At 68.2% G+C, this 12,293-nt stretch carries 8 protein-coding genes; 2 read left to right on the forward strand and 6 right to left on the reverse strand.

Features of this window, described 5'->3' with window-relative positions; genetic code table 11:
- Positions 1-38: 38 nt before the first annotated feature.
- The 3 genes from TX83_RS04350 to TX83_RS04360 all read right to left on the reverse strand — a co-directional run bounded on the left by TX83_RS04350 (position 39) and on the right by TX83_RS04360 (position 8,194).
- Positions 39-2,435, reverse strand: a complete 2,397-nt coding sequence (locus tag TX83_RS04350) for a family 20 glycosylhydrolase (protein ID WP_064746712.1) — start codon at positions 2,433-2,435, stop codon at positions 39-41.
- A gap of 264 nt (positions 2,436-2,699) precedes the next feature.
- Positions 2,700-5,213 carry a GH92 family glycosyl hydrolase gene (locus tag TX83_RS04355; RefSeq protein WP_079248043.1) on the reverse strand — a complete coding sequence of 838 codons (2,514 nt, stop codon included), beginning with the start codon at positions 5,211-5,213 and terminating at the stop codon, positions 2,700-2,702.
- A gap of 92 nt (positions 5,214-5,305) precedes the next feature.
- Entirely contained in the window at positions 5,306-8,194 is a 2,889-nt protein-coding gene (locus tag TX83_RS04360) for a TonB-dependent receptor plug domain-containing protein (RefSeq protein ID WP_075574990.1), read from the reverse strand.
- A 400-nt stretch (positions 8,195-8,594) separates the two neighbouring features.
- On the opposite strand from TX83_RS04360, the gene TX83_RS04365 reads away from it, so the two are divergent.
- Entirely contained in the window at positions 8,595-9,068 is a 474-nt protein-coding gene (locus tag TX83_RS04365; RefSeq protein ID WP_064746713.1) for a hypothetical protein, read from the forward strand.
- 46 nt (positions 9,069-9,114) lie between these two features.
- On the opposite strand, the gene TX83_RS04370 is transcribed toward TX83_RS04365, so the two are convergent.
- From TX83_RS04370 to TX83_RS04380, 3 genes are read right to left on the reverse strand one after another with little or no spacing between them, the layout of a single operon-like run.
- Positions 9,115-9,432, reverse strand: a complete 318-nt coding sequence (locus TX83_RS04370; RefSeq protein WP_064746714.1) for a hypothetical protein — start codon at positions 9,430-9,432, stop codon at positions 9,115-9,117.
- A 19-nt stretch (positions 9,433-9,451) separates the two neighbouring features.
- A complete protein-coding gene (locus TX83_RS04375) occupies positions 9,452-10,180 on the reverse strand; it encodes a copper homeostasis protein CutC (RefSeq protein WP_064746715.1) in 729 nt (242 codons plus the stop codon).
- 7 nt (positions 10,181-10,187) lie between these two features.
- Positions 10,188-11,213: a N(4)-(beta-N-acetylglucosaminyl)-L-asparaginase gene (locus TX83_RS04380; protein ID WP_064746753.1), complete on the reverse strand. Its 1,026-nt coding sequence runs from the start codon at positions 11,211-11,213 to the stop codon at positions 10,188-10,190.
- 210 nt (positions 11,214-11,423) lie between these two features.
- On the opposite strand from TX83_RS04380, the gene TX83_RS04385 reads away from it, so the two are divergent.
- Positions 11,424-11,957, forward strand: a complete 534-nt coding sequence (locus TX83_RS04385; RefSeq protein ID WP_141233346.1) for a hypothetical protein — start codon at positions 11,424-11,426, stop codon at positions 11,955-11,957.
- The last annotated feature ends 336 nt before the right edge of the window (positions 11,958-12,293 follow it).

Raw genomic sequence — 12,293 nt, forward strand, 5'->3', positions numbered from 1 at the left:
TCTTTGGATCGATCTAAACTTTTTGTCGAAAAAAAACTTCAGTGGCGCGCGGCCTGCGCATCCAGATCGCGCAACGGCGCGCCCGGCGCAGCCCACTGCAGGCGCAGACCGCGCCCGCCGTCGCGCTGGTACCAATCCAGGCGCAGGCGATGCCAGCCGCGCTTGAGCGGCACCTGCGCGTGCAAGGTCTGGTCGTAGCTGTCGTTGCGGATCACCGGTTCTCCGTCCACGTACAAGGCCGAACGGTCGTCGCCCTGCAAGGCGAAGCGGTACACCCCGTCCGCCTGCGCTTCGACATAGCCGTCGAAGCGCAGGCCGTAGCGACGCAGCAAGCCGTAGCCTTCGACGTCCAGCGAAGTCGCGGCGCCCTGCTTCGACGGCTCGCCGGCACGGGCGAACTCGTCCAGCGAAGCGTAACTGCCTTCGTACAAGCGATAGCCCAGGCCCACGCGGGAGGGCCGCGGCGGCACGGACGCCGGCAGATACCCTCGATAACGCAGCACCGCCTCATGCACCCCACTGCGGCGGCCGTCGGCGAGTTCGGTGACGGTGCGCAAAGTACGGCTCTGGCCGAGCGCGACGACGACCTCGAGCGGTCCGTCGATGAGCGCCGATCGCGCGTCCGGCTCGCTGCCGTCGAGGGTGTAGCGGATCTTCGCGCCCGGCACCGCCGGAACCAGCGCGAAACGGTGCCGGTATTCGTCGCCCTCGCCCGCTTCCTGCACCCGCATCACGTCGGCCAGGCCATGCGGCGCCGGAATGCGATAGCCGACGCCCTGCCGGTCCAGGTGCGGAAACTGCCCGCGCAGGCGCCGCTCGAAATCGGCGTAGTCGCGCTCGGTCTGCGGCGTCCAGCCGACCTCGGCCAAGGCCAGCAGGCGCGGAAACACCATGTACTCGACCATCGCCTCGGTCTTGAGGTGCTCGGTCCAGACATTGCCCTGCACGCCGAGCACATGCCGCGCCTGCTCGGGGTTCAGCGCCGCCGGTACCGGGTCGTAGCCGTAGACCCGGGACAGGGTCAGTTCGCCGCCGAGGTTCCATTGCTCGTACTTCGACGGCCCCTGGCCGTAATCGAAGTAGCAGCACTGGGTCGGGGTCATGATCACGTCGTGGCCCTGCTGCGCCGCCGCTATCCCGCCGGCCTCGCCGCGCCAGGACATGACCGTCGCGTCGGGCGCCAAGCCGCCTTCGAGGATCTCGTCCCAACCGATGATGCGCTTGCCGCGGGTGTGCAGGAACTTCTCCATCCGGCGGATGAAATAGCTCTGCAGTTCGTGCTCGTCCTTGAGGCCTTCGCGGCGCATCACCGCCTGCGCGACTTCGCTGCTCTTCCAGCGCGTCTTCGGCGCTTCGTCGCCGCCGATGTGCAGATACGGCGCCGGGAACAGCGCGACCACTTCGTCGAGCACGTTCTCCAGGAACTGGAAGGTCTCTTCCTTGGGACAGTAGATGTCGTCGTACACGCCCCAGTTGGTGCCGACCTCGAACGGCCCCGGCGTGCAGGCCAGCTCGGGGTACGCCGCCAGCGCGGCCAGCGAATGCCCGGGCATCTCGATTTCCGGGATCACCGCGATGTGGCGTTCGCGGGCGTAGGCCACGATCTCGCGCACTTCGTCCTGGGTGTAGAAGCCGCCGTAGGGCTTGCCGTCGCCGACATAGGGATCGATGTTGCGGCCGAGCACGGTCTCCTTGCGCTGCGCGCCGACGCCGGTCAGGCGCGGATAGCGCTTGATCTCGATCCGCCAGCCCTGGTCCTCGGTCAGGTGCCAGTGGAAGGTGTTGAGTTTGTACTGCGCCATCAGGTCGATGTAGCGCTTGACGAAGGCGACCGGGTACAGGTGCCGGCCGACGTCCAAGTGCATGCCGCGATAGGCGAAACGCGGCGCATCGTCGATGCTCAGCGAGCGCAGGCGCAGCGGCGCCGCCTGGCGTGCGGCCGGCAACAACTGGCGCAGGGTCTGATAGCCGTAGAACAGCCCCGCCGGCGGACCAGCGAGGCGGATGCCGCGATCGGTGACCTCGAGCCGATAGCGTTCGTCGGCTCGCGCGTCGCGGCCGCCGGTCGCGGGCTCGGCGACCAACTGCACATAGGCCGAAGCTTCGTCCTCGCCCCTGCGCGGCTTGGGCGCGCCGTCGCGCACCGCCAGGTTCAGGCCTTGGCGCGATGCGAGTTCGTCGCGCAACAAGCGCGCGACGGCGCGGGCTTCGGCATTGTTGGCGTAAATCGTGGTGTCCGCATCGAGCGTGAACGTGCCCTCGCCCACCTGCACCTGCGCCGGCCGCGGCACCAATTCCGGCCCCAATTCCAACGCCTGCGCATGCGGCGCGGCGCCATCGGCGGCGCTCGCAACCGGAGCGAGCGCCGTGCCGATCAAGCCGAACAGCAACCAAGGCAAGCGCGCACGGGACAGTTTCGCCAAGGTTCGTTTCATGAGCGGGCCTCGAGCCATGCGGGCATGCCGCGGAATGCAGCAAAGCCGCGTTGAAACCCCGGATTCCCTCGCTCGCGGAAATGACCGCCCGCGGACAGATCTGCACCATCCTCCCAGGCCTCCCCCCCGCCCAAGCGGGGTCCCTGAAGGTTCAGCGCGTCATTGCGATCGCCCCGGCGTCGGGATGCGCGCCTGCGCCTGTCTCGCGCAGAGGAAAGGCGCGACACGGCGGCGGCAGCCCGGGAGGTCATCGCGTTCATCGCCTCAGTTCGATGCCGCGCAGGCTGAGGCCGGCAGCGCCGCGGCCTGGGTGCCCCAGGCCGGCGCGGGCTGGGTGCCGAGATCGAAACGCAGGGTGCCGCCGTTGCGCAGCGCGCTCCAGTCCAGCCACACCTTGTCCTGGGCCTTGCCCTCGAACTCGGCGCCTTGCACGTACTGCACGCGGCGGCCGTCGGCGCCGGGCGCTTCGATGCGCAGGGTCTTGCCGTTGCCCAGGTCGAGTTCGACCTGTTCGAAGCGCGGCGTGTGCAGCAGCAACTCGCCGGTGCCCGGCACCGCCGGGTACAGGCCGATCGCGCTGAACAGATACCAGGCCGACATGGTGCCGAGGTCGTCGTTGCCGGTGACGCCGTTGGGTGCGTTGGTGAACAGCGCCTGGGCCGAACGCAACACGGTCGCGGTCTTCCACGGCTGGCCGATCAGCGTGTACATCCACGGGCTGTGCAGATCGGGTTCGTTGTTCGGGTTGTAGCGGTACTGGTTGTAGTAGCTGTACGGCCCGACCACCCACTGCTTGCGCGCCGCGTTGAGCGGGTCGGCCAACAGCTGGTCGTAGGCGAAGAACGCATCCAGGCGCTTGCCGGTCTGCTCGGCGCCGCCCATGGCCTCGACCAGGCCGCTGACGTCCTGCTGCACCAGCCACTGGTACTGCCAGGCGGTGCCTTCATGGAAGCCGTGGTGCGAACGCGGGCTGTAACCGCCGTCGGCCTCGACATAGAACCGGCCGTCGTCCAGGCGCGGACGCGGGAAGCCGCGGAAACCCAGCTCCGGATCGGCGGCGTCGGCGTCCCAGACCTTGCGCCAGTTGCGGCCGCGCTCGCGCAACGTCGCCGCATCCTGGTCTTTGCCCAGCGCCTGCGCCATCTGCGCCAGCGAGCAATCGGCCAGCGCGTATTCCAGGGTCGAGGAGCCGCCGTGATGCGGGTCCACGTCCATGCTCTTGGCCGGGAAAGCGCGGTCGTACTGGACGAAACCGCGGCTCAGGTAACTCGGGTTGCCGGCGCGGCCCTGGCTGCGCACCAGCGCCGGCGGCAGGCCGTAGGCGTTCTCGCGCAGCGCCGCGTAGGCCTGCTGCTCGCGGCCTTCGAGCGCGCCGAAACGCCACAGATCGACCAGGAACGGGGTCGCCGGATCGCCGGTCATGACGTTGCTGTCGTAGTTGGCGTAGCCCCAGCGCGGCAGCCAGCCGTTCTGCTCGTGGATCTTCAGCACCGACTGGGCGATGTCGCGCGCCCGCTGCGGCCGCAGCATCGCCAGCAACTGATTCTGCGAGCGGTAGGTGTCCCACAACGAGAAGTACTCGTAGTACGTCCAGCCCTCGGCCTTGTGGATTTCGGTGTCGTACCCGCGATAGCGGCCGTCGCTGTCGCTGCCGGTCAGCGGCTGCAGCAGCGAGTGATACAACGCGGTGTAGAACACGGTGCGGTCGTCGCCGCTGCCGCCCTTGACGCGCACCGAGTTCAGCTCCTGGCGCCAGGCGTCCTGGGACTGCTTGCGCATCGCCTCGAAGCTCAACGGCTTGCCGCCGCGGCTGGCCTCGTCGCGCAGGTTGCGGCGCGCGCCTTCGATGTCGACGTGCGAGATCGCGCTCAGCGCGGTCACCGATTTGCCCTTGGCGGTGTCGAAGGTGAACCAGGCGCCGTGCGGACGGGTGTCGCCCTGCATGCTGACCCGGCCGCCGGGATGGCCGCCGGTTTCGTCCCACACGCCATGGCTGGCGAAGGCCCGGTCGAATTCCATCCGGAACCAGGTCGTGTACTGCTGCCCGCCGCAGAAGCTCTTGGTGACGATCTTGCCTTCCACGGCGCGGTCGCCGACCACCTCGATATTGCTGCCGACCACCAGATGGCGTTCGTTGGCCTGGCCGGTGTTGACCAGGATCGTGCCCTGCGCGGCGCCGGCCGGGAAGGTGTAGCGCTCGGCCGCGGCGCGGGTCAGTGCGGTGGCTTCGGCGTCGATCGGGCCGGCCGCTTCGCCGGTCAGGCGCACCTTGTAATAGCCGGCCTGGCCGACTTCGCCATCGTGGGTGTAGGTCGAGGCATAGGCCTTGTGATCGAAGGCCTTGGGACTCTTGGTGTCGAAACGCTGGCCCGGGCCGATCGCGCCGGTGGTCGGCAGCACCGACAACTGGCCGCCCTGCTCCCAGCAACCGGCGCCGGACAGGAAGGAATGGCCGAAGCCGCGGATCTTGGGATCGTCATAGCGCCAGCCGCTGTAGTGATCGCCGATCGGGCTGACCTGGATCAGGCCGAACGGCGCCGACGCGCCGGGGAAGGTGTTGCCGTCGTCCTTGCTGCCGATGAAGGTGTTGACCTCCGCCGCCGGGTCGGCCGCTCTCTCGGTCGCCGGCGCGGCCGCAACGGCCAGCGCGCTGACCAGGGCCAGGGACAAGGCGGTCGCTCCGGTCAGCCAGGCCTTGCCGTTTCCGCCGCTGCGCCGCGTCGCCGCGCCGTTGCCGAAGATCGAAGCCTGCCCTTGCCTCACCGGAGTACGAGTCATCGTGGTTGCGCCCTGCCGTCGCTTGGAAACATCGGTTGGAAAAGAATCCGTCGCGACGGCCCCGCAGGGCCGCCGCGACGGGCATTACCGCATCAGTTGAAGTCCAGCACGTACTCGATCGCGAACTCGCGGCCGACCGGGCTGAAGATGCGGTCGGCGATGAAGGCGAAGTCCTTCTTGTACGGGTCCTTGTCTTCGTTGACCCGGTCGAACAGATTGCTGACGTAGACGTTGACGCGCGCCTTTTCGGTCAGCTGGTAGCCCGCGCTGACGTTCCAGGTGATCGCCGGTCCGACACGGCCGTAGTACTTCTTGGTGCTCTGACCGAAGGTCGGGCTGCCGGCGTCGTTGTCCAGGCAGTTGTCCGAGCTGGGCACGTAGCCGTCGGCGAACGGCAGGCAGCCGTTGAAGCGCACGCTCGGCACGCTGCCCACGCGGTCGGCGTAGACGGTCGCGTTCCACTTGTCGCGCTGCCAGTTGACGCTGCCGCGGAACTTGCTGCGCGGCTCGTCGTTGCGCTTGTCCTGCATTTCCTCGCTGGCGTCGGCCCGGGTCTCGAGCTTGAGCAGGTTGGTGTAGTTCAGGCCGAAGGTGAAATCGCCCCAGCGCTGGGTCGGCAGGCGATACTTCAACGAAGCGTCGACGCCTTCGACGTTGCGCGCGGCGCGGTTGACCGGTCCGGTGCGGATCTCGGTGACCTGGCCGAGCAGCGGGCCGGCACCGTCCGGATCGGCGGCGCGGGTCACGCGGCCGATCTGCAGCTTGCAGCGGTCGGCGCTGGGCGCGCCGATGCGCGGTTCGCCGGTCGGCGTCTTGCCGGTCAGGCAGTAGGCCTCGTCGAGCAGCACGTCGTTGGCGCCGACGTCGTCGATTTCGTCTTCCAGCTCGATCCGCCAATAGTCGGTCGACACCGACAGGCCTTCGGCGATGTCCCAGACGAAGCCGGCGGTCCACGAGTTGCCGGTTTCGTACTTCAGGTCGGGCGTGCCCTGACGCGAGATGTCGGCGTCTTCGACCTTGAAGCCGGCGTCCCAGGTGCAGTTGCCCTGCTGGCCCGCGCGCAGGCAGTTCAGGTAGTCGGTCTGGTCGGACACCGAGGTGCTCGGGGTCGCGTAGACGAAATGCATGTCCGGCGCGCGGAAGCTGGTGGCGTAGGTGCCGCGCACCAGCAGGTTGCTGAACGGACGCCATTCCAGGCCGGCGTTGTAGGTCGTGGCGGCGTCGCCGGAGACCGCGTCGTACTTGTCGTAGCGCGCGGCCAGCGAGGCGGTCAGCGACTCCAGCAGCGGGATCTTGAACTCGACGCCGGCGGCATAGTGGTTGCGCGAGCCCGAGCCCAGGTCGATGTTGGCGGTCTGGTCGTACTTCGGGTTGGCGCCGAGAGTGTTCGGATCGGGCGCCAGGCGGTAGCCCTGCTTGGCCGCTTCCAACTGCGCGGCGAAGCCGATCGGGCCGGCCCAGCCTTCGAACAGGTCGCCGCTGACGATGAAGTTGGCCGAGGTCAGCCAGGATTCGGCGCGGTTCTTGCCGCGGGTCGAGATCGATGCGTAGTCCTGCGGCGAGATCGGATTCCAGAACCGGCCCTGATCCAGGCGGTCGCGGTTCGGCCCGAGGAAGTAGCGGTCGGCGTCGGCGTAGACGATCGCCGGGAACTTCTCGTCGACCCGGTACTCGGCGCGGCCGATGCTGAAATCCCAGTCGAAGCGGTCGCCGAACTGGCCGCGCAGGCCGGCCGACACGTCCCAGGACAATTCGTCGGAATGGGTGTAGCCGCCTTCGGCACCGCCGATTTCCTGCGGGGTGAAGCGCTTGACCAGATCGAGGTTGGCGTTGAGGCCGACATCGCGGTAGGTGCCGTTGGAGCTCCACGCCGGCATGAAGGTCATGTTCTCGCCGCGCGAGCTCCACACGCCGAGGCTGGCCCAGCCCTGCATGCCGTTTTCGAAGTCGTAGTTGCCGTAGACGTAGCCGGACTTGTCGTCGCTGCCGTTGCGCAGGGTCCAGTGCTGGTAGGCCGCGAGCTGGCCGCACTGCCAGCCGGTGTCGCTGATGCGGTTGGTGTTGCGGTTGTAGGTTCGGCGGTTCTGCAGGAAGAACTCGTTGCCGTACTGATCGCAGGCGCCGGGCGGCGGCATCATGCGCAGGCCGGTGCCGGCGTTGAACATGCGGATGCCGACCGAGGGCAGGATGCCGACCTTGCGGTCCTGTGGGTTCAGCGACTGCGGCGGTGCGTCGAAATCCGAATCCATGAACGGACGTTCGCCGGCCGGCAGCGCCTCGCGATGGAACCACTGCAGCGCGTAGGTCACGTTCCAGTTGTCGCCGCTGCGGCCGCCGGCCCAGGACAGGTCCATCTGGTCGCGGCCGCCGCGGGTCGAGGTGCCGCCGCGCAACTTGACCTGGTCGCCCTGGAATTCCTTCTTGAGGATCACGTTGATCACGCCCGCGACCGCGTCGGAGCCGTAGATGGCCGAAGCGCCGCTGGCCAGCACTTCGATCCGCTCGACGATCGCGGTCGGGATGTTGTTGTAGTTGGCGAAGTTGCTCTTGCCCTGGTACGGCAGCGGGTAGTCGACCACGCGGCGGCCGTTGATCAGCAGCAAACTGCGGCCCGGGCCCATGTTGCGCAGGTTGAGCGGGCTGGCGTTGACGGTGTGCTGGCCCCAGGCGATGTCGGATTCGACCGTGCCCATCGCTTCGGTCAGCGTGGTCAGCGCGTCGTAGACGGTGGTGAAGCCTTCCTTCTCGATCTGCGCGGCGGTGATGGTGAACACTGGCGCCGGACCTTCGATCTCGGCGCGCTTGATGCGCGAGCCGGTCACGGTGACCTTGTCGATTTCGGTAGGCTTGCCGGCTTGCGCGCCGGCCTCGGCGCCGGTCGCGGCCGCCTCGCCCGTCTGGGCTTGGGCGACGACGGGCGCAAACAGGATCGACAGCAAGGCGCCGGTCAGCGCGCTGCGTCGCAAGGTGGAATGGCTCATACGCGGTGCTCCCCAAGAGAGAAAGTGGACTGCAAAGGCGACCGTCCCTGGCCCCGGACTGAATTTCTATCGATCTAAATGCCGACCTTCGTCAGTACGACAAGCCGAAGCGGCATACCCAACCCCCAAATTGGATCGATCTAAATTAACCACAACCGACTTGGGCCTTGCATGACGCGGCGCAGCAATACAGCTGTGCTAGGTCTCGGTCCCGAGCTGCGATCGCCGCCAAGCCCTTGTTTTGCCGAGCTTGGCCGCAGGCACTCGCGCCCACGCCCTTGCACGGGCGCGCACTCGCCCCCGCGCAGGTAACCGTTTACTCGCGCGAAATCTCGCCGCCGCTGTCCGTACCGGGCCGCATCGTCGACAATGAAATCCCGCCCTCGCCTCCGGCACGACGATGAGCGCACTGAGCCCTACTCCGACCGACCGGCTCGGCCGGCTGCTGGACGCGATCGCAGCGCGCAAGGACGACGGCAGCCGTTTCCACTGCCTGGATCTGCGCCCCCGGGCGCCCGACCGGCTGGGCGAAGTCTGCGCCCTGTTGCGGTTGAGCCCGCGCGACTGCGCGCTGGCCCCGGCGCAGCCGCAGGCGCCGGACGATCTGCGCCGCTGGCTGCTCAAGCCGATGCGCGGCGCGGCGACCCAGTCCTGGCTCAACGGCGCGCTGTTCGACGAGTTCGTCGCTCGCCTGGATGCGCTGGCCGGCGCAGCGCCGCGCTGGCGGCGTCTGTCGCGCGATATCCACGCGCCGCTGCGTCCAGCGCTGGGCGCGGTCTGGGACGCCTTCGTCGCCGATGCCGGCGACGAAGGCGCTTGGTTGATCCTGTGCACCTGGGAGGGCGCGGCGGATCCGTTCGCGACGCCGGCCTGAACCGTTGGCAGCCGCGACGGTCCTCGCCCCCTGCCTCGGGTCGGACTCAGAACGCCGCAGGCTCGCCGTCGTCGTCCAAGTAACGCCCGCCGATCATCCGCAACAGCTCGCGCAAATCGACGCGCAAGGCCTCGCTCAAGGCGCCGGCACAGAGCACGTGCACGTGATCGGGCTCGAACCACAGTTGCACCGGATCGCCCCAGCGCCGGTTGCGCAGCGGCTGCGGAGCGTCGTCCAGCCCGACCTGATTGGGTCCGCCGCGGCCGGCGAAGGTCGGCAGGGACGCGACCTGCAGCAACAGGGCCTCGCGCCGCCGCCGGTAGTCGGCGGGATCGTCGGGCATCGCCTTGTATTCGTAACCCATCGTCCGACGCTCCGGCCTCTTATCCGCGCAGCGCCCGCACCAGCGCCCGTACCCGGGCTTCGTCGCTCTGCACCCAATCCGCCGACAGGCCGGGCAGATCGTCGTTGCGATGGCGCATCGCCGAGCGTCGCGGCGCCTTGGCCGAGGCGTGCACTTGTTCGACGCCGCAACGCTGCGCCGTGGCGACGATGTTGTCGGCGGTGAGGCCGGCCCCGGCCATCAGCGCGATGCGTCCGGCCGCCTGAGCGACCAGCGCGGCGATGCGCGGCGCGCCGGCGACCGCGTCGGCCGCGCCGCCCGAGGTCAGGATGCGTTCGCAACCCAGCGCGACCGCCGCGTCCAATGCGCGGCCCTGATCGGCCGCCGCATCGAAGGCGCGGTGGAAGGTGACGCCCAGCGGGCCGGCGGCGGCGATCAACTCGGCGCACACCGCGGTATCCACTTCGCCGTCGGCGTCGAGCGCGCCGATCACCACTCCGTCGCACCCCAGCCGTACGCAGGCTTCCACGTCGGCGCGCATCGCCGCGCGCTCATCGGCGGAGTAGAGAAAATCGCCGCCGCGCGGGCGGATCAGCACGTACAGCGGAATCCGCAGGCGATCGCGCGCGATCGCGATCGCGCCGTAGGACGGGGTGGTGCCGCCCTCGCCCAGGTTCTCGCACAGCTCGACCCGGTCGGCGCCGCCGGCCTGCGCGGCCAGCGCGGAGGCCAGCGAATTGGCCGAGATTTCCAGCAGCTTGGCGCCCATGCCGGCCTCAGGTCTGCTCGGTCGTGTAGACCGAGCGCGCGTCCCGCAGCGCGTCGCGCCTGCCCGCGTCACAGACCGCATAGACGAAACCGCGGTGCAGAGCGTGCGCGCCGACCTCGCCGTGCTTGTTGATCGCCAGGAAACAGACCTGCAGGGTCTTGCTGGCCTGCGGCCGCTTGCGCACCACCCGCTCGATCGCCTCGCGGCAGGCCTCGTCCGGGCTGCGTCCCTGGCGCATCAGTTCGACCACCAGGAAACTGGCGGCGTTGCGCAGCATTTCTTCGCCCACGCCGGACGCCGTCGCCGCACCGACCTCGTTGTCGACGTACAGCCCGGCGCCGACGATCGGGCTGTCGCCGACCCGGCCGCGCAGCTTCCAGGCCATGCCGCTGGTGGTGCAGGCGCCGGCCAGCTTGCCTTGGCGGTCGATGGCCAGGATGCCCAGGGTGTCGTGGTTGCTCTTGTCGCCGGGCTTGGCGTTGTCCAGGCGCTCGGCGTTGATCACCGGCTGATACTTGGACGTCTTGCGCCACTCGTTCCAAGCCGCGCGCGCCTTGTCGGTCAGCAAGGCTTGCTTGGGAAACCCCTGTTCGATCGCGAACTGCTGCGCGCCGGCGCCGACCAGCAACACGTGCGGGGTACGTTCCATCACCCGCCGCGCCACGCTGACCGGATGGGCGATGTCCTCCAGCGCGGCGACCGCGCCGCAGCGGCCGTCGCCGTCCATGATGCTGGCGTCCAGGGTCAGCACGCCGTCGCGATCGGGATTGCCGCAGCGGCCGACCGTGCTGTTGCACAGGTCGGCCTCGGCCCAACGCGCACCGGCCTCGACCGCATCGAGCGCGGAACCGCCTGCTTCCAGTACCGGCCAGGCCGCCTGGTTGGCACCGACGCCGAAATCCCAGGTCGAGACCACGCGGGCACCGTCGCGCAGCGCAGCGCTCGCGCCGCCGGACGCCGGCAGCGCGGCCGGCAAAGCGGCGGCCGACGCGGCGAGCAAGGACTGTTGCAGGAAACGGCGACGTGACGTCATGAGGATCAGCGAGCGAATGCGCATAGCGCGGGCCGCCGCCACGCTAGCCGCCGCCGCACCGCGGCGCAAGCGCACCGCCATCTGCGCCGGCACCGCTCGCGCCAGCGCCGATGCGCGGGCCGGCGCGCCCCGCGGGCCCGAGTTCGACGATTTTCGACGCCGTTATGCATCGGCTCGACGCCGCTGCCGACGATCCGGCGCAGCACTCGCATGCTTGGCGCCCTGTCGGCAACCACGCCGTCCGCGACCTGCGCGGCCGCCGTTGCGCCCGGCCGGCCTGTGTATCGACGAAGGCTGCATCGACGAACAGCGGATTCGCTGAAAGACGGCATGGTCCTGCGATTCGGCGACGGCGACTGGATCGATTCCTACCTGTACCGGTTCTATATCGAACGATGGATCAAACCCTCGCCGCCGTCGGCGGAGGACGTCACCGCCGGCTGCGCATGGGCGCATGGGCGCATGCGCATTCGCATTCGCATGCATCGCCGACGGCTGCAGCGCATCGCGCGAGGGCGAGCCGACTCGACGACCACCACGTTCGGCCGCGGGGTCTCGATCGCGCAACGGCATGCCGGTGGTCGCGACCTCCTGCAAGACCTGGGGCCCCATCGCCCGCAACGCGGCATGCAGCTCGCCGATCGGCTTGTCGGCCAAACCGATAGCCCCGACGACGACCGAGCGCCTCAGTTAATCGGAAAGAAAATAGCGCTGGAGCCCAATCAATATGTGCCGAATAATTAATTACTTACTCGATCACAAATACGCCACCGTGCGCTGGCGCAGGGAAATAATAGACATCAATGACTATTCAGTAGAAATTCATATGACCAAATTTGACAAGATCGGCGTGCGCCCTGACCCAGCCTCTTCAACGAGCAATGTCGATCTAATAAATGCCATTAATTTCAAATTAAAGTGCGCACTTCTTCAACCATAAGCAATAAATCAACCAAGTTCATCACTAGCTAACAATATACATTCAGCCTCATGAAGGGTGATTTGCGTCGCATTCGTCCACCCCGTCGCACTCATTGCCGAGCCGACACCGCGATTGTTATCCATACCAACAGACGACCG

Source organism: Lysobacter antibioticus HS124 (assembly GCF_000336385.2).
GTDB classification, from domain to species: Bacteria; Pseudomonadota; Gammaproteobacteria; order Xanthomonadales; family Xanthomonadaceae; genus Lysobacter; species Lysobacter firmicutimachus.